This is a genomic window from Yeosuana aromativorans (assembly GCF_014646655.1).
Lineage (GTDB): Bacteria > Bacteroidota > Bacteroidia > Flavobacteriales > Flavobacteriaceae > Yeosuana > Yeosuana aromativorans.
In genome coordinates this window covers 260022-283674 of the sequence record NZ_BMNR01000005.1, presented here as the reverse complement: position 1 = coordinate 283674, position 23653 = coordinate 260022, and the positions used below count along the sequence as shown (strand labels likewise).

The 23653-nt window shown below is 35.8% G+C and carries 24 protein-coding genes; 18 read left to right on the top strand and 6 right to left on the bottom strand.

Annotated elements, in window-relative coordinates; translation table 11 throughout:
* Nucleotides 1-104: 104 nt before the first annotated feature.
* The 3 genes from IEW94_RS12610 to IEW94_RS12600 all read left to right on the top strand — a co-directional run bounded on the left by IEW94_RS12610 (nucleotide 105) and on the right by IEW94_RS12600 (nucleotide 2590).
* Nucleotides 105-1208, top strand: coding sequence for a VIT1/CCC1 transporter family protein (locus tag IEW94_RS12610; RefSeq protein WP_188653596.1), 1104 nt, complete (start codon nucleotides 105-107; stop codon nucleotides 1206-1208).
* Nucleotides 1209-1294: 86 nt separating this feature from the next.
* On the top strand, nucleotides 1295-1834 hold the full coding sequence (locus IEW94_RS12605) for a 2'-5' RNA ligase family protein (RefSeq protein ID WP_188653594.1): 540 nt from the start codon (nucleotides 1295-1297) through the stop codon (nucleotides 1832-1834).
* A gap of 126 nt (nucleotides 1835-1960) precedes the next feature.
* Complete coding sequence (locus IEW94_RS12600) at nucleotides 1961-2590, top strand: dioxygenase family protein (RefSeq protein WP_188653592.1); 630 nt, start codon at nucleotides 1961-1963, stop codon at nucleotides 2588-2590.
* 14 nt (nucleotides 2591-2604) lie between these two features.
* Here IEW94_RS12600 and IEW94_RS12595 read toward each other — a convergent pair whose 3' ends face one another.
* Complete coding sequence (locus IEW94_RS12595; protein ID WP_188653590.1) at nucleotides 2605-3603, bottom strand: NADP-dependent oxidoreductase; 999 nt, start codon at nucleotides 3601-3603, stop codon at nucleotides 2605-2607.
* A 138-nt stretch (nucleotides 3604-3741) separates the two neighbouring features.
* Here IEW94_RS12595 and IEW94_RS12590 point away from each other — a divergent pair, with 138 nt between their 5' ends.
* From IEW94_RS12590 to IEW94_RS12525, 14 genes are all read left to right on the top strand, one after another.
* Nucleotides 3742-4146 (top strand): c-type cytochrome, encoded by a 405-nt coding sequence (locus IEW94_RS12590; RefSeq protein WP_188653588.1) that lies wholly within the window; start codon nucleotides 3742-3744, stop codon nucleotides 4144-4146.
* Between the two features lie 13 nt (nucleotides 4147-4159).
* Nucleotides 4160-5512, top strand: a complete 1353-nt coding sequence (locus IEW94_RS12585; RefSeq protein WP_188653587.1) for a cytochrome C — start codon at nucleotides 4160-4162, stop codon at nucleotides 5510-5512.
* 201 nt (nucleotides 5513-5713) lie between these two features.
* Entirely contained in the window at nucleotides 5714-6091 is a 378-nt protein-coding gene (locus IEW94_RS12580) for a hypothetical protein (protein ID WP_188653585.1), read from the top strand.
* Nucleotides 6088-6636: a DUF4251 domain-containing protein gene (locus IEW94_RS12575; RefSeq protein ID WP_188653583.1), complete on the top strand. Its 549-nt coding sequence runs from the start codon at nucleotides 6088-6090 to the stop codon at nucleotides 6634-6636. Before IEW94_RS12580 ends, IEW94_RS12575 begins: the two co-directional genes overlap by 4 nt.
* A gap of 391 nt (nucleotides 6637-7027) precedes the next feature.
* A complete protein-coding gene (locus IEW94_RS12570) occupies nucleotides 7028-8125 on the top strand; it encodes a fatty acid desaturase family protein (RefSeq protein ID WP_188653581.1) in 1098 nt (365 codons plus the stop codon).
* An 85-nt stretch (nucleotides 8126-8210) separates the two neighbouring features.
* On the top strand, nucleotides 8211-8402 hold the full coding sequence (locus IEW94_RS12565; protein ID WP_188653579.1) for a cold-shock protein: 192 nt from the start codon (nucleotides 8211-8213) through the stop codon (nucleotides 8400-8402).
* A gap of 217 nt (nucleotides 8403-8619) precedes the next feature.
* On the top strand, nucleotides 8620-8922 hold the full coding sequence (locus tag IEW94_RS12560; RefSeq protein ID WP_188653577.1) for a hypothetical protein: 303 nt from the start codon (nucleotides 8620-8622) through the stop codon (nucleotides 8920-8922).
* A gap of 139 nt (nucleotides 8923-9061) precedes the next feature.
* Entirely contained in the window at nucleotides 9062-9637 is a 576-nt protein-coding gene (locus IEW94_RS12555) for a Crp/Fnr family transcriptional regulator (RefSeq protein ID WP_188653575.1), read from the top strand.
* Nucleotides 9638-9738: 101 nt separating this feature from the next.
* Nucleotides 9739-10845 carry an alkene reductase gene (locus IEW94_RS12550; protein WP_188653573.1) on the top strand — a complete coding sequence of 369 codons (1107 nt, stop codon included), beginning with the start codon at nucleotides 9739-9741 and terminating at the stop codon, nucleotides 10843-10845.
* An 18-nt stretch (nucleotides 10846-10863) separates the two neighbouring features.
* Complete coding sequence (locus IEW94_RS12545; protein ID WP_188653571.1) at nucleotides 10864-11289, top strand: OsmC family protein; 426 nt, start codon at nucleotides 10864-10866, stop codon at nucleotides 11287-11289.
* 5 nt (nucleotides 11290-11294) lie between these two features.
* Nucleotides 11295-12353: an NAD(P)-dependent alcohol dehydrogenase gene (locus tag IEW94_RS12540; protein ID WP_308423698.1), complete on the top strand. Its 1059-nt coding sequence runs from the start codon at nucleotides 11295-11297 to the stop codon at nucleotides 12351-12353.
* Between the two features lie 203 nt (nucleotides 12354-12556).
* Entirely contained in the window at nucleotides 12557-13852 is a 1296-nt protein-coding gene (locus IEW94_RS12535) for a serine hydrolase domain-containing protein (RefSeq protein ID WP_188653569.1), read from the top strand.
* A 429-nt stretch (nucleotides 13853-14281) separates the two neighbouring features.
* A complete protein-coding gene (locus IEW94_RS12530) occupies nucleotides 14282-15109 on the top strand; it encodes a hypothetical protein (protein WP_188653567.1) in 828 nt (275 codons plus the stop codon).
* 106 nt (nucleotides 15110-15215) lie between these two features.
* Nucleotides 15216-15995: a hypothetical protein gene (locus IEW94_RS12525; RefSeq protein WP_188653565.1), complete on the top strand. Its 780-nt coding sequence runs from the start codon at nucleotides 15216-15218 to the stop codon at nucleotides 15993-15995.
* Nucleotides 15996-16303: 308 nt separating this feature from the next.
* Here IEW94_RS12525 and IEW94_RS12520 read toward each other — a convergent pair whose 3' ends face one another.
* Together IEW94_RS12520 and IEW94_RS12515 are read right to left on the bottom strand one after the other, a co-directional pair.
* A complete protein-coding gene (locus IEW94_RS12520; RefSeq protein ID WP_188653563.1) occupies nucleotides 16304-16684 on the bottom strand; it encodes a hypothetical protein in 381 nt (126 codons plus the stop codon).
* Nucleotides 16685-16696: 12 nt separating this feature from the next.
* Nucleotides 16697-18811, bottom strand: coding sequence for an elongation factor G (locus IEW94_RS12515; protein ID WP_188653561.1), 2115 nt, complete (start codon nucleotides 18809-18811; stop codon nucleotides 16697-16699).
* 258 nt (nucleotides 18812-19069) lie between these two features.
* Here IEW94_RS12515 and IEW94_RS12510 point away from each other — a divergent pair, with 258 nt between their 5' ends.
* Nucleotides 19070-20317 (top strand): mechanosensitive ion channel family protein, encoded by a 1248-nt coding sequence (locus tag IEW94_RS12510; RefSeq protein WP_188653559.1) that lies wholly within the window; start codon nucleotides 19070-19072, stop codon nucleotides 20315-20317.
* Between the two features lie 55 nt (nucleotides 20318-20372).
* Here the strand turns inward: IEW94_RS12510 and leuB are convergent, their stop codons facing one another.
* From leuB to leuD, 3 genes are read right to left on the bottom strand one after another with little or no spacing between them, the layout of a single operon-like run.
* Nucleotides 20373-21431: a 3-isopropylmalate dehydrogenase gene (gene leuB, locus IEW94_RS12505; protein ID WP_188653557.1), complete on the bottom strand. Its 1059-nt coding sequence runs from the start codon at nucleotides 21429-21431 to the stop codon at nucleotides 20373-20375.
* 18 nt (nucleotides 21432-21449) lie between these two features.
* On the bottom strand, nucleotides 21450-22970 hold the full coding sequence (locus IEW94_RS12500; RefSeq protein ID WP_188653555.1) for a hydroxymethylglutaryl-CoA lyase-like TIM-barrel protein: 1521 nt from the start codon (nucleotides 22968-22970) through the stop codon (nucleotides 21450-21452).
* Between the two features lie 3 nt (nucleotides 22971-22973).
* Nucleotides 22974-23570 (bottom strand): 3-isopropylmalate dehydratase small subunit, encoded by a 597-nt coding sequence (leuD, locus tag IEW94_RS12495; protein ID WP_188653553.1) that lies wholly within the window; start codon nucleotides 23568-23570, stop codon nucleotides 22974-22976.
* Nucleotides 23571-23653: the final 83 nt, after the last annotated feature.

Here is a 23653-nt window from a genome sequence, read left to right as displayed (position 1 = left end):
ATTTAAATATCCATTTGTTGATATAATGTGACTTTAGTCAGCAAATAAACGCATGATTTATTCTAACTTAGTGAGTTTACAATTTCATTTTGAAATCACTAATTATGAATCCACTAAAAAATATTCAAACAGAGGTAGATGCCAGTTATTTATATGGCATTTTAGCCCAAAACGAACTCGATGATAATGTAGCCGATATTTTCAAGGAAATGAGCGGCATAGAGCAGGGCCATGCCTTGGCTTTTATGAAAAGCCATAACATACCGATAGAAAAATTGCCAAAGCCTTCCAATCGAGCCAAAACCTTAAAAATTATAGGAAAACTATTAGGATATGATTATGTATTGGGGGTCTTAATGGATACCGAACGCAGTATAGCGTCCTCCATCATTTCAGCCAGAAAAACAACAAATACAAATGCATCATTGTCTGATACGGCTCATGTTGAAATCCTTAAAAATATTCTGGACAATAACAAGCATAAAATTTCAGGTTCCAATTTGTCCCGTTTTGAAAAAAGGCACCGTTCTGTTGGCGGAAACGCCTTAAGAGCAGCCGTACTGGGCGGCAATGATGGACTGGTATCCAATTTTAGTTTGGTCATGGGTATTGCTGGTGCTACCAGTGGCCAAAACGAGGTATTGTTGGCCGGTATTGCTGGATTGCTGGCAGGCGCATTATCCATGTCATTAGGGGAGTGGATTTCAGTAAAAAGTTCCCAGGAATTATATGAAAACCAAATGGAATTGGAAATGGAAGAGCTGGAGGTCAACCCGGAAGGCGAGAAGAAAGAGCTGGCATTGATCTATCAGGCTAAGGGCATTCCCAAAGAGCAAGCCAAACAAATGGCCCATGATATCATGAAAAATAAGGAACATGCCCATGAAGTGTTGGTAAAAGAGGAATTGGGAATCAATAAAGAGGACTTGCAAGGTTCAGCTATGGAAGCCGCTGTGGCCTCCTTTATTTTATTTGCAATTGGCGCTATTATTCCTGTGATACCGTTCTTTTTTTCCGGTGGTTTAAATGCCATTATTTCTAGCACCATTTTAAGTGCCTTCGGATTGTTTTTAATAGGAGCTGCCATTACCTTGTTTACAGGAAAAAGTGTTTGGTATTCTGGTTTTAGGCAAGTGTTATTTGGTCTGTTGGCCGCAGCCATTACTTATGGTATTGGAACGTTAATAGGCGTTTCGTTGGCTGGTTAATTGGTTTTGAATAACTATTGAGTTCAGTTGTATTGTTAGTTTAAAAACAGATTTCAATAATTTTTTCAGCTTTTCACCAAATGAATATGTCCATAATAAAAACATACAATATCAGAATTGTTCCTACAAATTCAACTTATGATGATATTTTTGGTTTCAAGAAGCAATTTATCACTAAGTACGGAAATCATCCACTATCTAATTCGAACCCACACATCACCTTGGCACAATTTGATATGGATTACCAATATCATGATAAATTAATTAATTTTTTTACTCAATTAGCTTATAATAAAACGTTTAATCTAAGTATTGAAGGGTTTAAGGTCTTTCCAAAACTACTGTTTTTAGATGTTCCCGTGACTAAAGAAATAAACTTAATCCATGAACAACTTAAAACTATTTGGGTACGTGATCTGCACTTCAAAAGCAGTTTACTTAAAATTAGTAAAACACCACATATAACAATTTCCAAAACTTTTGATAAAGCAACTTTGGAAGCTAGTTTTGACTTTTTTAGTAAAATGGGATATGCAAACACCTTTGAAGTCAATCATTTAATTTTGACATCTAGAGAGCCAAGTAAAACTTGGGACTGGGAACAAAAAATTATATTGACTTCTTAGTGTTATTTTTATCGATGATTTTTGTCGTTGTCATCATTTTAACGAAAAAATCCTGCGTTCATAAGATTTTTAATTCTTTAACGGGCATAATGATTTAATTTTAAACGAATTAATAAGATTAGCCCCATGAAAAATCTAGTAACTCTTTTTAGTCTGGTCTGTTTGATAAGTTCAAATACCATCCTTTTGGCTCAAGAAACAGCCGATGCTTCAGAAACCATTCCGTTTAATTATAAAAAACGTAGTCCTATTTATGATTATTCAGAATCTCAATTGAATAACGTTGATACCATTCCTGATTTTGCATCAAAACCCAATAAACTAAAAATTTCAGGAACCATTTTCGAACCAGATGGTGTCACACCTGCCAGTGATGTGATTCTGTACATCTATCAACCTGATGAGAATGGTAATTATGAAATGAAACGTGATGATTTACGTAAGCGTTATGTATATCATCGTGGCTGGATAAAAACCGACACTGATGGTCATTATACCTTTTATACATTCATGCCTGGCAAATACATGCATACCAAGGAATTAAAACAAATCCATCGCATCATTAAACAACCTGGCAAACCAGAATACGAATTAAATGCATTCTTTTTTAATGATGATCCGCTAATACCAGACCTAACATTGGCTTGCCGAGCAAAGGCAGTACAAAGCATGCTCAGATTGGAACAACAAAAGGACGGCATGTATGTGGCTACCAAAGATATAGTACTGACCGAAAATAGCCCAGAGGAACAGTAATAGGTTTACTTTGTTTAGATTCTAACAATCATTTTCCCTTTATTTTTTCCGTCAAATAAATCAATGAATGCTTTTGGAATATTTTCAAAACCTTCAACAATTGTCTCGGTATAGGTTAATTTTCCATCAGCTAACCATGTGGCTAATTGATTTATAGCTTCCGGAAATTTCTCAGAAAAATTTGATATAATAAAACCTTGCATTAATGCACTGTTTTTTATTAAAAATGGCTGTACACTTACACTTTGGGGTAATTCTGTATTGTTATATACCGAAATGGCTCCGCAAATAATCATTCTGGCAAATTTGTTAATATTAAATAGTACTGCATCTGAAATAGGGCCACCAACATTATCAAAATAAATATCTACACCACTAGTTGCTACTTTTTTAATAGCTGCATTCATATTGGTTGATGAATTGTAGTTAATACCGTGGTCAAATCCAAATTCTGAGGTTATCATATTCACTTTTTCATCTGTGCCGGCTATACCAATAACGTTTAACCCCAATATTTTACCAATTTGTCCAACAATGCTCCCTACAGCACCAGCGGCACCTGAAACTACTAGTGTTTCGCCTGTCTTGGGTTGTCCAATTTCTGTAAGTCCTAAATATGCGGTTAAACCTGTCATACCCAAAACACCTAAATAGGCACTCAAAGGAGCCTTAGTAGCATCAACTTTTATCAGTCCGTTTCCATTAGAAATTTGTTTTGTTTTCCAGTCTAACATACCAGAAACATAATCCCCTTCATTAAATTTGTTATGTTTTGATGCAATGACTTTTGCTATACTACCGGAATATATGGGTTTATTAATTTTAAATGGATCTACATAGGATTTGGCATCGCTCATTCGGCCTCTTAGATAGGGGTCTACAGAAACATAAACTGTTTCCAGAAGCATCTCATCTTTCTTCAATGTCAAATCCGATTCTTCAGTTATAAATTCAAAATCTGATATTTTAGGTCTTCCTGTGGGTCTTTGTTTTAATAAAATAGTTTGAATCATAATTTTTGTTTTTGTTAAAGGCTACTCTTTCCAAGCAATATTTATAATTTTTTAGGAATTCTTTTCTTAAGTGCTACTAAAGTATCACTGGCTACTAAACTTAATATATAAATTCGTCATTAAAATACAACTACTGGAATGAAAACAATAACTAAATACCTTTGTGTTTTTCTTTTTATATTATTTACAAGTAATGAAATTTTAGCTCAGGAGAGTACCTGGAAAGCTCCAGAATCGGCTAATGACTTAAAAAATCCATTCTCTGGTAATACATTGGCGGCAAACAAAGGTAAAATGATATTTAGGCAAACATGTGTCCTATGTCATGGCATGAAGGGAGATGGTACTGGCGGTGGGGGTGTCAGCTTAAACCCAAAACCCGCTAATTTTCTTTCAAAAAGAGTAAAAGATGAAAGCGATGGTGCTCTTTTCTGGAAAATGTCACAAGGTAATCCTCCTATGGCTTCTTATAAGGATATATTTTCAGAAGATCAACGTTGGCAATTGGTCACTTATATACGTGTATTAGAAAATCAACAATAAATTTTTAAATAATATGAAAGCAAAACTAACTAGAGTAAAAACAATTCCTTTAATAGGTTTTTTGTTTGCTTTATTTTTTTTACCAGTAAATCTTTTCGCCGTTCCAAGTTATGCTCGTCAAACAGGTTTAGCTTGCTCAGCATGTCATACCGTATTCCCACAACTAACGGCTTTTGGTAGAGCTTTTAAATTAAATGGCTATACGTTAACAGGAATTAAAACCATAAGTGAGGAATTATCCAGTAAAGATGAAAAGGACATTAGACAATATTTACGTGTTTTAGGAATTTCTCCAATGTCGGGGATGTTTCAAACAGGTTACACTAGCTTAAACAAAACAATGCCTGACACACAAAACAATAATCTAGAATTTCCTCAACAATTAAGTTTGTTTTATGCAGGACAAGTCACTCCAAATATTGGGACTTTTATTCAGTTAACTTTGGATAATGAATCTGGAACAATAGGATTGGATAATACAGATATACGTTATGCCAATCAAACTTCTGGAAAAATACCTATAACTTATGGATTCACATTAAATAATAACCCAACTGTTCAAGACCTATGGAATACAACACCCGCTTGGGGTTACCCATATACATCATCTGGAGTAGCTCCAACTCCTGACGCAAGCCCAATGATTGAGAACTTAGGAGGATCTGTTGCAGGACTGGGAGCGTATGCAATGGTAAACAATATGTTTTATTTTGAATTGTCTGGTTATAAGACAGCACAATTAGGAGCCGCACTGCCACCAGATTCCTCTGTTTTTGGTGCTTTAAGTGGAACTTCACCGTATTGGAGAGCTGCTATACAAAAACAATTTGGTAAAAATTATTTATCAGTTGGAACTTTTGGATTGGCTACAAAAATATATCCAGATGGTATAGCCGATAATACTGATAATTATACTGACGTTGCTTTTGATATGCAATACGAGCGTCAATTTACTAATGGTCAATTTACACTACATACAGCCTATACACATGAAAATCAAAAATTAAATGCCACTTATGATGCAGGAAACAGTGAATATTTAAACAACAACTTAAAAAAGTTTGATATTGATGGTAGTATTTATCTTAAACAAGGCATCAATTTTACAGCAGGATATTTTAATACCTCAGGATCTTCAGATAATGGTCTTTTCTCAGCGGAAGCTGTTTCTGGAAATAACTCTGAAACACCTGATAACAGTGGAATAAAAACACAAATAGATTATTTACCATGGGAAAACACAAAATTAAGTCTACAATATTTTGCTTATAATAAATTCAATGGAGCATCAAACAATTATGACGGTTTTGGAAGAAATGCATCTGACAATAATATGCTGTATTTACAATTATGGTTTGCTTTTTAGGTATTACACTTTAAAATTTTATTAAAAAAGTGAGACTATTGATGCTATTAGTTCTTACTTTTTCCATTCAAGAATTTGCTTCAAACTTTGATGTAATAAAAAAACAATAAAACTTTACATTTAAAAAAACATAACTGTTAACATATATTAAAAACTTGACAGAGACCTAAATTTTCTTTATATTTTAAGAAAGAAAAAATTATGAAAACAATATGCACACTAGTTATTATATTCTTTACCACGCTGTCATTTGCGCAGTATCCAGATACAATATATTCAAATAAAGAAACCAGAAAAATGGCTCAAGAGATTACCAGTGCCTATGATGCACAATTGGGGTTAACGGGAAGGCAATTGCCCATTTTTCAAGATAAAATTAAGGATTATTTGGAGTTGTCACAAAAGGTAAAAGCAGACTATGACGGAAAAGCAGAATTGGATGCCTTGACCCAATTAGCTGTTGAGGAGTCGCTAGACATGAAAGATATTTTGACCAGAATTCAATATAATGTCTATAAAAAGATACGTCAGGATATCCAACCAATAAAAGTTGTTAAACTTAATGATAATAAAAAATGAAACTTAGTCATTTTGTTTTTGGCTTCTTGATACTGGCCATTACATCGTGTTCATCATCCAAATCCTCTGTAACTGAAGCTCAAACCAAGGCATTGGATTCCATGATGCAGAAACCAGAATTCAGTATTAAATCCAGTTGGGCACAACCCCAGGTTACCAGTGCCATGAACCAATTGGCCAATGTAGGATTGATACCCAGTGGCAGTTCTGCAGGTAATATTGATATATCAGGAATTACCAATTATTTAAAAATGCAGCAAGATAGTGTAAGGGCCAAATTGCCTTTTTTTGGTGAACGTCACTTTGGGGGAGGCTACAATAATAATGAAGGCATTGAATTTGAAGGTCTTCCTAACAATTTGAAAATAAAAAAGGAAAAGAATGCCGAATATACCATGCAATTTAACATTCGTGATACCAATTCGCCTTCTGAAACCTATCAAGTGTATATTACCATATGGCCTAATTTAAATACCGATATCACGGTAACAAGTGCCCAGCGCAATCCCATGCGATACCAAGGCAAAGTACAAGCCCTTGAATAGCGTTGTTTGCAATAAAATATCTGTAATTAGCTTCAAGCAACTAGTATGGCATTTATTGGTTGAACGCCAAGCTTTAACATATAATTGGTTAATATACAGTTAATTTTACCTATCTTTGTAACGTTAGCTAGTTGAACAGCCTTTCTTTATTTAATTTGTACTCCAATATTATTTAATCCTTTGCTTTCTTCAATACTGCAATAGAGCAGTCTATTAGATAATTTATTTAGCAAACTTTTTGGATACACCTATACAGTAGTTCTTCAAAAGATATTCTTCATAATCAACATTCTAAAGATGCCCTGTAAGCTTCAAACAATTTAATACACATTAAAAAGGTATGGTTTTTTTGAAGTTGGAGTGCTCACACATCAATAAAAAGAAGATTATTATGGAAAATCCAAAGTTTTCAAGAACAATTGATAGCGATTTTTCAAAAACGTTACGGAGTCGTGTCAATTTGTATTTCAACACAAATAACTTAAGTAGACACGCCAATGCTAACATGATGGTTAAAACAGTGGTCATGATGTTCTTATTTTTTGTACCATTGATTTTATTGTCTACAGGCTTGGTGACAACGACTTGGTTGCTTTTTACACTCTATATCATTAGTGGCTTGGGCATGTCTGGCATAGGTATGGACGTTATGCATGACGCTATTCATGGCTCATATTCAAAAAATAAAAAGGTCAATACCCTGTTAGGCTATACGTTCAATCTTATAGGTGCCAATGCCTCTGTCTGGAAAATCCAGCATAATGTTTTGCATCATACCTATACCAATATAGAGCACGCCGATGATGATATCAATACACCATTTTTTCTTAGGTTCTCACCACATGCCAAATACCATTGGTCACAAAAATTCCAACATATCTATATTTGGTTTTTTTATGCCATATCCACCTTGTTTTGGATTACGGCTAAAGATTTTGTCCGTTTAAAACGCTATAAAACGATGGGGCTTTTAAAAAACAAAGACCAATACCGTAGAGAATTACTTAAAATGGCTATTTGGAAGTTATTCTACTACTCGTATGCTCTTGTTCTGCCATTGTTTATGGTCCCATTGTCTTGGTGGTTGATAATATTAGGCTTTTTGTGTATGCATCTTATTACAGGCACCTTGGTAAGCATTGTGTTTCAAATAGCCCATATCATGCCGGCAAATGACTTTCCGCTGCCAAATGAAGAAGGTATGATGAAAAACGAGTGGTATAGACATCAATTTGCCACCACTAGTAATTTTGCGCCCAAAAGCAAGCTGTTGTTTTGGCTTATAGGTGGGTTGAATTATCAAGTGGAGCACCATGTCTTACCAGACGTGTGCCATGTGCACTATAAAAAATTAACAAAAATAGTGTCTGAAACGGCTCGGGAATTTGGCATGTCTTACCATGTTAAACAAAGTATGTTTCAAGCCATCTTAGACCATGTTAAAATGCTTCGGCTTTTAGGAAAAGAAGAGCCGATAAGCGCTTCATAAAATAAATACTGAATTGTAACAAAAAACAAAAATCATGATTAAACAGATAATTAAAAAATTAATAAACACTAATAAAACAAATACAATGAAAGAAGGTACCGTGAAATTTTTTAATAACGCCAAAGGATTTGGCTTTATAAAACTAAATGATTCAGACGAAGAAATTTTTGTGCATTCCACAAATCTTATTGATGATATTAAAGAAGACGACAAAGTAAAATTTGACGTAGAACAAGGAGACAAAGGATTAAGCGCTGTTAAAGTGAGTTTAATTTAAAAAATCTACAGTAATGTAATGAAGAAACCATCATATTGATGGTTTTTTTATGTCAATTCACAAGCGTTAAACTAATGTTTGAAACTGTTTTTAGCAATATAATTTGTCTGATTTAGGTTGTTTTTATATGTGAATTATACAAATTTCAATTAGAAATATGTAACGGTTTATTGCCAAAATAGGTTGATATTTAAATTCATAATTAAACATACAAAAGATGAAAACAACAAGACTTTTTTTAATGGTACTCATGGTATCATTAGGCACATTTTCGTTAGCTAATGCTTCTGAAAGTGCTGCAACCCCAATAACAAATGAAATTCCAGCAGAAATCACAGTCATGCTTAATCGTTTGGAAGAAATTAAAGACATGGACAAATCATCATTAACCCGAAGTGAGAAAAAAGACCTTCGTATTGAAGTTAGGGAAATAAAAAAAGAAGTGAGATCTTCTGGAAATGGACTTTACATTTCGGCTGGTGCCATTATAGTTATTTTATTGATATTGCTTATCATATAAGTTCACAAAACAACATGATAGATTAATTTATAGAGTTAAAAGTTCCTTTTTATAATAGGAGAGGAGCTGTTAAACTCTTTTTTTAAATAGGCTATGATTATAAGATTTAAGTATCACAAATATTTGCCATATTTGCTGTATGCATGAAATAATCGTAACACATTTAAAACATTACGTTAGTCCAACAGAACAGGATTTGAAATTGTTTCTATCCTCTTTAAATTCTATATCAGTTGATAAAGGTAAATTTTTATTACAACCCGGTACACAAGTAAAACATGAGTATTTTGTTGTAAAAGGGTGTTTAAAAGCCTATTATCTGGATGAAAAAGGACATAAACATATCATACAGTTTGCTGTCGAGAACTGGTGGATTGGTGATTTTGATGCCTTCTACAACGGAGTTCCTTCACGATTGCATATTGAAACCATTGAAAATTCAACTTTATTATCTATAAATTATGACCGCCTGCAAGAGCTTTTCAAACAGGCTCCGGTCTTTGAGCGCTATTTCAGATTGCTTGTTACAAATGCTTTTATTTCTCAACGGAAACGTATATTATCGTCATTAGAAAAAGATACAAAGGAACGCTATCTGGAATTTTGCGAATCGTATCCCAGTATTGAAGACAGAATACCCAATTATGATATAGCCAATTACTTGGGTGTGTCTGCCGAAAACCTAAGCAGGGTGCGTTCCAAATTAAGACGTTAATACTTTCTTAATTGATGTATGTCAATTGAATTGATGTTCAGCTATTGTATTTTTGTAAGTGAAGATTTAAAAAAAATTTTAACGTAAAAAATACAATAATAATGAGCAAACAACCCTTATTAACGCCTTATCATAAAAATTTAAACCTCAAAAATCGTGTCGTTATGGCACCTATGACACGTAGTCGTGCTGATAACGAAGGTAAAGTACCAACAGATGATTTGCAAGGTTTGTATTATGAACAACGCGCTTCGGCAGGATTGATTATTACAGAAGGATCCCAAGTTTCTGAACGAGCAGTTGGTTATATCAATACACCAGGAATTCATACTGAAGCCCAAGTAGAAGGCTGGAAAAAAGTAACCAAACGCGTACACGACCAGGGTGGAACTATTTTTATCCAATTATGGCACGTAGGACGTATGTCACATCCGTATTTTCATAATGGTGAATTACCGTTGTCGGCTTCGGCCATCAACCCCAATGCACAATCCTACACACCTGAAGGATTTAAAGATACCGTCACACCAAAGGAAATGACTCTTGAAGACATTAAAACCACGGTTAATGATTTCAAACAGGCAGCAGCAAATGCCGTAAAAGCAGGGTTTGATGGTGTGGAAATACATTCGTCGAATGGCTATTTATTTCATCAATTTTTCAACGGAACCTCTAATAAAAGAACTGATGAATATGGCGGAAGCATTGAAAACAGAGCGCGTTTCTTTTTTGAAGTTCTGGACGCCATTAAGGAAGTTATTCCACAGGAAAAAATTGGAGCTCGTTTCAATCCATCCTTAAACGGAGTATTTGGAATGACCATGGATGAAGATACCATTCCAACGTTTGAATATATCATCAAAAAATTGAATGATCATAACTTGGCTTACGTTCATCTTTCAGAACCATTTACCGATGTATCAGATATTCCGTATGCGGTTACAGATATTGCTAAACATTTTAGGCCGTTATATAAAGGTACTTTAATGATCAATTCAGAATTTAATCAGGAAACAGGAAATAAAATTATTGAAGACGGTCTTGCTGATTTAGTATCCTTTGGAAAACCATTTATTTCCAATCCCGACTTAGTGGAGCGTTTTGAACAAAATATTGACTTAGCTGACTGGGATAAAGATACCTTTTACACCCCAGGACCAAAAGGCTACACAGACTATCCCAAGGCAACTAAAAAAGAAACTGTTTAACTAAAAACATACAATAATATGAAATTTACAAGAAAAGCAAGTGCTGTTTGGAAAGGTAGTGGCAAAGACGGAAAAGGAAGTTTAACTACAGGAAGTAATGTTCTTGAAAATACGCCATATTCGTTTCATACACGGTTTGAAGATGGCAACAAAGGAACCAACCCAGAAGAATTAATTGGTGCTGCGCATACAGGCTGTTTTGCCATGCAATTAAGTTTCTTATTAAATGAAGATAACTATACGGCAACCACCTTAGATGTTGATGCAACGGTTCTGTTTGAAGATGGATCCATCACTAAAGTTAGTTTAAACTTAGAGGGTGATGTTCCAGGAATTGATGCTGAACAATTTCAGCAAATAGCACATAAAGCTAAAGAAGTCTGTCCAATATCTAAATTATTGGATACAGAAATAGAATTAAAAGTAACCTTAAAAAACGCATAAATAATATGTCAACAATAACAATAAAAGCCTACGGAGCAACAGCTTCAACTGAAGATTTAAAACCTTTGAATATAGAACGCAGACAAGTAGGTCAAGATGATGTAAAAATTGATATCACATACTGTGGTGTATGCCATAGTGATATTCATACCGTAAGAAATGATTGGAAAGGCTCTAAATACCCAGTGGTACCAGGCCATGAAATTATTGGTCGGGTAGTAGAAGTAGGAAATGGCGTAAGTAACTTCAAAGTAGGTGATTTAGTAGGTGTGGGCTGTATGGTAGATTCATGTCATACATGTTCTGCTTGTCAACAAGATTTAGAGCAATTTTGCGAAAATGGAGCTACGTTCACTTACAATAGTCCAAATAAACACATTCCGGGTACTCAAACCTATGGTGGTTATTCTACCTCGGTAGTCGTTGACAAACAATTTGTCTTGCGTGTGCCAGAGAATTTAGATGAAGCAGCTACTGCGCCTTTATTGTGTGCTGGTATTACTACGTGGTCGCCATTAAGTCACTGGAAGGTAAAAAAAGGGGATAAAGTTGGTGTTATTGGCTTGGGTGGCTTAGGACATATGGGAGTCAAATTCGCGAATGCATTGGGAGCCCATGTAGTTATGATTACCACATCACCAGAAAAAGGTGAAGACGCAAAAAAATTAGGTGCCCATGATGTATTGATTTCCAAAAACCAAGAGGGCATGAAAAAACATCAAGGTAGTTTTGATTTTTTACTGAATACCATTCCTGTTGGTCATGACATGGATCCCTACTTAGCATTACTAAAAATTGATGCGACCATGGTATTGGTTGGTGCTGTTGAACCCTTAAAACCATTTCATGGAGGCAGTATTATTATGGGACGTAAACGTATTGCCGGATCATTAATTGGTGGCATAAAAGAGACCCAAGAGATGCTTGATTTTTGTGGAAAACATAATATCACCAGTGATATAGAATTGATTAATATGCAAGACATTAACTCGGCTTATGAACGCGTAACAAGCAATGATGTAAAATACCGTTTTGTGATTGATATGCAATCGCTTAAAAACTAGTTTGTTCTAGTAGTAGGTAGTCAATAAACCAGCACGTAATTCAGTTTACGTGCTGGTTTTTTTATGATAAATATTGATTTTATTAACCAAGTATTGTTTTAAAGGAAGTTATAATTTAAAAATTTATATGTATTTTATCGGATTTTTAAGTATTTTATCCTATATTCGTGGCTTTGCATCCAAAACCTAACTTTTTTTTACTTATGAAGGGATTCAAACTAATAGGAATACCGTTATTCGCCATTTTTACGCTTTTTATACTAACCTCAAGTATAATGCCTATTTCCAGTCCTGTTACAAGCAAGGCCAGTCCATCTGATGATTTGGATAAACCGGTAGTTGACCAAAAAGCAATTGCATTATACCAATGGCGTAAACAAGCGGTAAAGGAGGCGCTTTCTAAGTATTTCAAAAAGGCCATTGCATCTGGTGATATAGTAGGGGCAGGGGTGAGCATTGTGAAAGGGGATTCCATAATTATTTCTGATGGATACGGCAAACGAAATGTTAAATACAAGGATGCCGTTGATGGTGAGACCGTATTTCGGTTAGGATCACTGTCAAAAGGGTTTACTGGTGTTTTGGCTGCCGATTTAAAATGTGATGGAAAACTGGATTGGACAGACAAAGTAAGTGACTATATCCCGAATTTTCAGTTGGGAGACAGTACCAATACTAAGCATGTCACACTGGCCACTATTTTATCACAAACGTCCGGCGCACCGTATCATAGTTATACCAATCTTGTTGAGGCCGGATTGTCATTAACAGATATAGCCAGTCGTTTTAAATCAATAAAGCCCATAAGTGAGCCTGGATCGGTATATAGTTATCAAAATGCCATGTTTGCATTGTCTAGTGTAATGATGCATGACGCCACTGGTCAAGATTTCAGAACTTTACTGCAAACCAAACTTTTTAAGCCATTGCACATGGATCACACATGCACGGATTACAAAACCTTGGCACAGCAAGACAATGTGGCCATGCCACATTCCAAAAGGCGTTATGGTTGGACGCCATTAAAACTCAATCATCATTACTATAACGCCGTTGCGGCAGGCGGTATCAATGCCAGTGCCGGTGATATGGCAAAATGGATGGAGTTGTTGTTAGGGCATCATCCAGAAATTATGGATAAGAATGCCTTGCAGGAAGCATTTACCCCATTTATTGAAATCAAGGGCCATAGCAAATATTACCAACGTTGGCCAGGCCATGAACGTTCATACTATGGCTTTGGATGGAGAATCCATAAATTTATGGATAACGGTGAAGAAAAAACCATGATTCATCACGGCGGCAGTGTGAACAATTACCGCAATGAAATTGCAGTCATTTCTGAAGACGATTTAGGGATCTGCGTACTGATGAACAACAATTGCAGACTGGCGCAAACCGTTATCCCGGATTTGTATAAAATTATCAAAGAGGTTTTTAACGATAACCATTTAAAAACGACTACAGACCATAGTACAGATGTGGCTTCTACATTTTAAACATTCATTTTTTAGTTTTTCTTAAATAGGAGCGGAATCAAGCATTCCCTTTTTTATACAACAAGCTTGTACTGAGTATAGCTGAAGGCATAGGAGGTAAGAATAATATATGTGGAATGATTTATTTTCAATCAATACTTTTCATAGTTATAATTTTAAAATTGCTTTCCATTTAGACTGATAAGCATCATTTCTTTTTGTTATAAGATCAACTAGCTTTGATTTACTGATAGTAATTGCCTTAGTTAGGAGGAATTATACAGTGCTCTAGTTCTACTAGATCTAGGCTAAGGCAATCAAAAAACGTGAATAAAAGTTTGAGAAATGCGTCGCATCCCAATAAAAATATCCCTAACGAAACCTATTACATTCTCCATTTTTAAAGTGCTTATAGTGCTTATAATATTAGGTTGTTCTTCGACAAAAAAAATGCAGAAAATAAACCTTTTGGGTTTGGATCAACATGCCGTACAAGTGCATACTAGTAATGGCAATACAGCATCTTCTGCACAAGATTATGATTTAGATAATCATGACTATATTAGCCAAAAGCTAGAGCTAGCATTCCCACCATCCAATTCCAAAGATTCATTGACACAAATGGTTACTAGCACAAAAAAAAACGATATTGTATCACAGTCTACTTTACTTGAAAAATTTACAAATTCGGATATTTTAGACATTAATACTCCAGTGGCTGATAAGATAGTAGAAAATTATCTATGCAGCGAAAACAAGAAGCCCAGTGGTCATTGTCTAGATGTAAGTAAAGGACGTTTTGAACAAGCTTATGAAGATGTTCACGGTCATTTGCTCTATCAAGACCTACCGGATAGCATGGCCACACAATTCTATACTGCTAAACAAGCGTATAACATACTTTATGATTCCGCTTCAGACACAAACCAAGGATGGCGAAGTCTCCCTGAAAAATATAGGGGCAAAGGCAACGCCGGTGCTATTGCCTATGCCGGTATGGGCACTTTAGTTGATTCATTAGGAATTTGGAGTGGTCAATTAAGACCCGGAGCACTCATGCAAGTTTGGCGGCATAAAGAAGACTATGAAAAAGTAGTCCGGGGTGTAAATGTTGAAAAACTTGATTCGTATGGACATTCGTTTATTTTTATAAGCTATGTGTGCAATGAAAAAAATGAAATTATAGGACTTAAAATTGCTGATCAAGGTTTTCAAAGCAGCAATCCTTTAATACCCAAAAATTATGAAGTTTGGTGGGCGGTAAATCTTAATATCTAAAAACAAATCGCCCAGAAAATAAAAATTTAACAGTTTTAATATAATTACTTCTTATTTAATACGTTATGACAGGTATTTTGGTAACTAAACATATAAAAAGACCTGCATGTTATTTTATTCACTACTATTTTCTTTAGGATTTTTAAGCAAAACCATCCCTAAAATAGACAAGGTAGTAGCTTATGCCCATGTTACTGAAAAGTCCATGTTTATAGCTAAAACCATGAATTTAAAGGAAGCAATGCCTTTTGAATTTAAAACAGATCTTGATAGTATTGCTAGTTCTTATGCGGGCACTAAAGTAGATTCTGGTAAACTTCGTTTGCGTTTAAAAGAAGGCCTTAGGTTGGGCACTATAAGTTTTAATAACGTTGAAAGAGCTTTTACCAATCAATTAGTAGATAAGATTATACCTCATTGGTACGGTACTCCTTGGAGTTTTAATGGACATACGGCGATACCTAACCATGGTGAAATTGCATGTGGTTATTTTATATCAACCACTTTGCGGGATATGGGAATAAATCTCAACCGCTATACATTGGCTCAAAAATCGCCTATTGATGAAGCTAAAATGATTAGTTGCGGCACTGTAATTAATAAGATTGTTCAGGATACACCCGAAAAAGCTTTTGAAGAGATTGATAGCTTAACGAAAGAGGGACTCTATTTTATAGGTTTTGACCAAGGGCATGTGGGCTATCTTTTAAAACGCGAAGGGGAACTATTTTTAATCCATTCCAACTATCTTTCTCCTGTGTCGGTTTGTATGGAAACTCTCAAAGAATCACAAGTTTTTAAGCGTTTTACTAAATTTTATCTTGTAGCTATTTCTCATAACAATAACCTTTTACAGCGTTGGTTAGATAATAGTATTGTGTTGTAATAAACAGTAGATATACTAACTAATGTTAATGAGCATTCTTCTTTCAGCGAGTATATTTATAGAATACATAAAAAGGCTGTGACATAATATCTGTCGATATAATTCGCTCACACGAAGTTATATCTGATATTATATCAAATACTGAAGTATTCGCCTTTTTACTCAAGTATACATTTGTACTATAATTTATATTATGTAAAATAGAATATTTCAAGCCCCAACTCCACAATTGTCTTATTCCAATAAAAAAAGCCACAAACATATATACGTCCATGGCTTTGCAATGTAAAATATAGTTTAGTTGTTAGTTATAAATATTCCAGGAAAAAATCCATCATGGCTTCTTTAAGTTCGTAATGCAATTTAATATAGGTCTGCATATCATCACGCAACGAATGTTGATTGTTTTGTAACCGTCCATTTAATTGTTCCAAAAAATCAGGATGCTCAAGCGCTTCTTTTTTCTTTCTAATGCGGTGCAGTAATTTAGAAATAGCATCTCGTTCTATCATGATTCTGTTTTGGAAAACTTCCAAATGCCTCGTAGCTTCGGGAGAAAATTCGCGTTTAGCAATTTGCTCCAGTTTTTCTTCAAATAAATCCATCTCGTTGGAATGAAATTTTAATTCGCTTCTCCAGATGTCTAAATTGAATTTCAGGTCACTTAAATATAAAACTTTCGTTTGCATAATACTTACTATTTAGTTTACTAATTCCTTTTTTACTAATTGGCTTTGAATATGTGGTGGCACCGATTCATACGATGAAAATTTAGTGCTAAACGTGGCGCGTCCTTGGGTTAACGAGCGTAAATCGGTTGAATAGCCATGCAGTTCATCGGCTGGTATCAAACAGTTTAAAATTTGATAATTATCACTGTTTTCAAAGCCTTGTATAACGGCTCTTCTGGATTGCAAATCGGTCATCACCTGGCCTACCATGTCCTCTGGGACTTTCACAACCAGCTCATTTCTAGGTTCTAACAATTTAGGGTTGGCATTTAAAAAAGCTTCGCTAAAGGCGTGTGCTCCTGCAATTTTAAAGGAAATATCATTGGAATCCACCGAGTGCATTTTACCGTCGTACACCATCACACGAATATCACGGATATACGAACCTGTTAATGGCCCCGATTCCATGACTTCCAAAACACCTTTCATAATGGATGGTAAATAGCGTGTATCAATTACTCCACCCACGATACAGTTATAAAAAACCAGCTTACCGCCCCATTTTAGATCGATATCCTCTTTTCCTCTAATGTTAAAGCCTTCGGGTTCTGGCATGCCTTCATACCAAGGTTCTATTTTTAGGTGCACTTGTGCAAATTGCCCAGAACCACCCGATTGTTTTTTATGGCGGTAGTTGGCAGTTGACGAGCGTTGGATGGTTTCCCTGTATGGAGTTTTTGGTTTCACAAACTGAGCTTCCACTCCATAGATATTTTTTAGGGTCCAATCTATGGTTGCTAAATGCAGTTCACCTTGGCATCCCAAAAGGAATTCCTTGGTTTCCTTTGAAAACGTTAAACTGACTGTTGGATCTTGACTGTGGATTTTTTTAAGCGCTTCACTCAATTTTTCATCATCGGTTTGTGTAACAGCGCTCACGGCAAGCACAATACGGTCTTCCGGATATTGGATATCCCGTAATGCGATGTCTTTTTTACCACTGTATAACGTATCATTGGTTTCCGTGAATTTCAATTTTAAGGTCGCCCCTATATCACCAACCGTTAGTTTTGAAACAGATTGGCGTTCCTTACCATCCATGATGAACAACTGGTTTATGACTTCGGTTTCACCGGTCCTAAAATTGGTCAAGCGGTCATTGACATTGACTTCCCCCGATTTTACCTTAAAGAAGGTAATTTGTCCCAAATTGGTTTGGAAGAGGGTTTTAAAAATAAACAAGACGGTTGGACCGTCTTTTTTTGGTACTAGCTCATCTCCTTGTACTGTTTGCTCTGATTTTAATTCGGCTGCCGCCGGAGCCACATTGTCAATGAAGCCCATTAAACGTCCAGAGCCCATATCATTCAAGGCAGATACACAAAATATAGGATACAAATCATGGTTGAGCATACCTGCTTTAATACCGGCACGCATTTCATCTTCATTTAGGGTGCCTTTTTCAAAAAACAATTCCAATAACGCATCGTCATTTTCGGCGGCTTTTTCAACCAATTCATTATGCAACTGTTCGGCACGCTCTTTTTGATCGTCTGGAATAGGCAGCTTTTCAGGTTTACCGCCATTGGGACCAAATTTATAGAGTTTCATTTTCAAGACATCCACAATCCCTTGACTGCCATCTATTTTTATAGGATATTGTATGATGGCTGCATTATTGCCAACCAATGACTGTATGCCTTTAATGGAATTTTCATATTTGGTGTCCGGATGATCGATTTGATTGACCACAAACAAGGTGGGAATATGATATTTATCTATATAGCTCCAAATAATCTCAGTCCCTACTTCCACCCCTTGCCGACCGTTTATGGTGGTCACCACGGTATCAGCCACACGAATGGATGCGATGATTTCTCCTATAAAATCATCCAGTCCGGGTGTGTCTATTATATTGATTTTGTAATTGCGCCATTCGGTATGTAGAGGTGTGGCATAAATGGATGCACTGCGTTCATGTTCTATACTGTGATAGTCTGAAACGGTGTTGTGGTCCTCAACAGTGCCTCGCCTATTGATAAGACCTGCCTCAAATAACATGGTTTCAGAAAGTGTTGTTTTGCCGCTGTTATGAGCCCCAACCAAAACAATGTTTTTGATGTGCTTATCGTCAAATATTTTCATGTTACTGGATTAATTGTTATGAAAATAAAACTAACTCGTTTAAATTAATAAAAAAATGACTTACGTCAGCTAAAAAATCCAAAAAATTATGTAGTTATATAACGTGGCCCATTAATTTTATATGTTAATGGCGTATTAAATGTTTCTTAAATTGTCATAATGTATGTTTTACAATATAATTATAACCTAAGTTACATACTGGTTTTCTGAGTCTAAATATTACCTTTGCACAAACCTATTAAATGCGTTTAATCCATTATGGAAGACTTAAAACATTTGCTTTACGATTATTTGGTATCTGTTGGGTTTACCGAAACAACGTCTAAATATCTCAATATGCTGGCACTTGGCTTGGCTTTGTGTATTTTGGTGTATATCATTGATTTTATCATCAGAAAATTATTGATCCAGGTCTTTTCACAGTTTGCGTCAAAATCCAAAACCAATTTTGATGATTTATTGGTGGCCAATAAAGTTCCCAGAAACGTAGCGCATGTCATCCCACTATTGGTCATGCTTCAGTTTATGCCCATTGTCCTTACTGATTTCAGTTATTATGAAATGCTTGTTGAAAAGGGACTCCAGGTATTTGCCATTGTTTTAACTCTTTGGATTGTCCGTAGTGTTTTGAATTCCATAAAGGATTACATGAAAACCCTGCCAAGTTTAAAGGATAAACCCATTGATAGCTATATTCAGGTATTCATGATTTTTGCTTGGGTTATCGGTATTCTCTCTGCAATTGCTATTCTTACGGGAATTGCATTTATACATTTTATAACCACATTGGGTGCCGCATCGGCTGTAGTCATATTGATTTTTAAGGATACCATTTTGGGCTTTGTAGCCAGTATCCAAGTATCCATAAACGATATGGTACATATTGGCGATTGGATTACTTTTGAAAAGTACGGTGCCGATGGTGATGTTATTGAAATCAACCTGGCCACTGTTAAGGTCCAGAATTTTGATAAAACCATCACCACGATTCCAACTTATGCTTTAATATCTGATTCGTTCAAGAACTGGCGAGGCATGGTAAAATCAGATGGACGACGTATTAAACGCGCTTTAAATATCAAATTAAGTAGTGTTAAGTATTTATCTAAAGATGAGATAGATAGACTAAAAAAAATTCAATTAATTGATTCGTATTTAGATACCCGTCAAAACGATATAGACAGTTATAATTCCAGTAATGGCATTAACAAAGAACTAGCTTTAAATGGCAGAAATTTGACCAATATTGGTGTGTTTAGAAAATATGCCCAAACCTATTTGGAACGCCATTCGGCCATAAATAAAGACATGATGATTATGGTACGGCAGTTGGAACCGACATCTCAAGGTATCCCTTTGGAAATTTATGCATTTAGTAGCGATAAACGCTGGGAAAACTACGAGTATATCATGGCTGATATTTTTGACCACTTGATAGCGGCTGTTCCTTATTTTGATTTGGAAGTTTTTGAACTGCCAACGGGATCCAGTTTTGTAAAGGCATAAAAAAACCGAGCCCTATAAAAGAGTCTCGGTTACATTATTTAGTTTAGTTGTGTTTTTAAATATTGGCAGCTAACCAATCCCCTACTTCTTTTGTGCCATAAGATTTACCACCATTGGCTAAATCTTCGGTAACCATGCCTTCTTCTAAAGCTTTATTGACAACTTCTCTAATAGCGGCACCTTCTTCAGGTAGATTAAAAGCCATTTCAAACATCATTGCTGCCGATAATACAGTTGCTAAAGGGTTTGCTATATTTAAGCCTGTTGCTTGTGGATATGATCCGTGAATAGGTTCAAATAATTGATTATCTGTACCAACAGACGCCGATGGCATTAATCCCATAGAGCCTGAAATCACCGAAGCTTCATCGGTTAATATATCACCAAACAAGTTTTCTGTAATTAATACATCATAGCTATTGGGCCATTGTACCAAGCGCATGGCTACGGCATCAACAAACTCATAGCTTACGGTTACTTCAGGATAGTCTTTTTCCATAGCTTGTACAGTCTCTCTCCATAAACGAGATGTTTCCAGTACATTGGCTTTGTCCACACAGCACAATTTTTTAGAACGTGTCATGGCCAGTTCAAATCCTTTTTTTGCCAAACGTTGAACTTCTTCCCTTGAATACACGCAATTATCGTAAGCGGTTTCACCACCATCTCTTCTACCCTTTTCACCAAAATAAATGCCGCCTGTTAATTCACGTAAAAACACTAAATCTGTACCTTCAATACGTTCTTTTTTTAATGGTGATTTGTCAATTAATGATGGAAATGTAAACGTTGGTCTTACATTGGCAAACAGCCCTAATTTTTTACGCATTTTAAGTAAACCTTGTTCCGGACGCACTTTAGCGCTTGGGTCATTGTCATATTTAGGATGTCCAATAGCACCGAATAATACGGCATCGGCTTTTACACAAACATCATGGGTTTCATCGGGGTAAGGTTCGCCAACTGCATCAATGGCTGCCGCACCCGTTAAAGCTGGAGTCCATGTAATGTCGTGTCCAAATTTTTTAGCAACTGCATCACTTACCTTAACGGCTTGTTCTATAACTTCTGGGCCAATGCCATCGCCTGCTAAAAGGGCTATATTCAATTTCATATAATCTTTATGGTTATCTTAATTAATAATAATATTCAACATTTTTTCTGTGGCTTTTATGGCAGATACCGTTTGGTCTGAATCCAAGCCACGGGTTTTAAATTCCTTATCAGGGCTCTTCCAAGTAATGATGGTTTCGCACAAGGCATCAGAATGGCTTCCTGGAGGAATCCGTACGGCATAATCAATTAAATTAGGCAGTACAAAATTTATGTTTTTGAAAATGGTTCGAATAGCGTTCATAAAGGCATCAAATTGCCCATCTCCAGACGCGTTCTCTTCATAGTTTTTGCCATTGATAGTAATGGAAACCGTTGTGGAAGGCTTTAGTCCTTTGGAATGCGTCAATACATACGACTCAACCTTTACTTTTTCTTCATACGTTCTATCCAACACATCTGAAATAATATACGGAAGATCCTCTTTGGTGACCACTTGTTTTTTGTCACCCAGTTCTATAATCCGCTGTGTTACCTTTTTTAAGTCTTCATCATTCAACTGAAGACCTAACTCTTGCAGGTTTTTTTGGATATTGGCCTTTCCAGACGCTTTGCCTAACGCATATTTTCTGGTTCTACCAAAACGCTCGGGCAGTAGATCGCTGAAATATAAATTTTTCTTGTTGTCACCATCGGCATGAATACCCGCGGTTTGGGTAAACACATTGGCTCCAATGATGGGCTTATTAGCTGGAATCATGACACCAGAAAAATTCTCAACCAACTTACTGACTGTATACAGCACTTTTTCATTCACTCCTACCTCTACAGCAGGCAAAAAATCATTAATAACGGCAATGGTACTGGCCATGGGCGCATTTCCTGCCCGTTCTCCCATACCATTGATGGTTAAATGCAAACCGTCTGCCCCTGCTTTTAAAGCTTCTAAAGCATTGGAAACCCCTAAATCGTAATCGTTATGAGCATGGAAGTCAAAATGCAAATGCGGGTATTTAGACTTTATTTCTGAAACAAACGCAAATGATTCCGCAGGGGTTAACACACCCAATGTGTCAGGAAGCATAATCCTCTTAATAGGTTGAGTTGACAAAAAAGCCAAAAATTCAAATACATAGTCTTTTGAATTTCGCATGCCATTGCTCCAATCCTCTAAATAGACATTGGTTTTAATGGCTTTTTCTTTCGCAAGATTAATACTTTCTTCAATTTCTTTAAAATGCTGATTTGGAGTCTTTTTTAATTGATGAGTTAAATGATTTAATGAACCTTTTGTTAATAAGTTTTGAACCTTGGCGCCTGCTTCAATCATCCAGTCAATGGACACACCTTTATCCACAAAAGTCAATACTTCTACTTGATCAATATACCCTGCTTGACTAGCCCAATTTGTGACATTCTTTACTGCTTGAAACTCCCCCTCAGAGACTCTGGCTGAGGCTATTTCAATACGGTCAACCTTTAATTCTTCAAGTAAAAGCTTGGCTATAGTCAATTTTTCAGAAGCAGAAAACGACACGCCCGAGGTTTGCTCACCATCGCGCAATGTCGTGTCCATTATTTCTATTTTCTTTCGAGCCATCAGTTATAGCAATAGACCGTCAGCAAAAGACTCTATCTCGCCTTTTATATTTTGAAGGTAATCAATATCATCAAAACCATTTAGCATGTTTTCCTTTTTATAACTATTGATTTCAAAGGATTCTTGAGCACCAGTAGAAAGGATTGTTATGGTTTGAGCAGGCAGATTGACCTCTATTTCTGTTTTTGGGTCATCATAAATAGCTTCAAAAATCTGTTCAGAGAATTCTGGACTTATCTGAACAGGTAATACACCAATATTCAAACAGTTGTTTTTGAAAATGTCCGCAAAAAAGCTGGATACCACACAACGGAATCCGTAGTCATAGACAGCCCAAGCAGCATGTTCCCTAGACGATCCTGAACCAAAGTTTTTACCACCTACCAGTATTTTACCTGAGTAGATAGGATTGTTCAATACAAAATCCTCTTTAAGAGAATTGTCACTGTTATAACGCCAATCCCTAAATAGGTTATCACCAAAACCTTCTCGCTTGGTCGCTTTTAAGAAACGGGCAGGTATAATTTGATCAGTGTCCACATTTTCCAATGGAAGAGGTACTGCTGTGCTTGTTAGTATATTAAATTTATCGTAAGCCATATTTTTTCGCTTTTGGCCTTTAGCTTTTAGCTAATGGCAATATTTTTATTTTACTCTTGTTCACTTTTACATTTAGCTAAAGG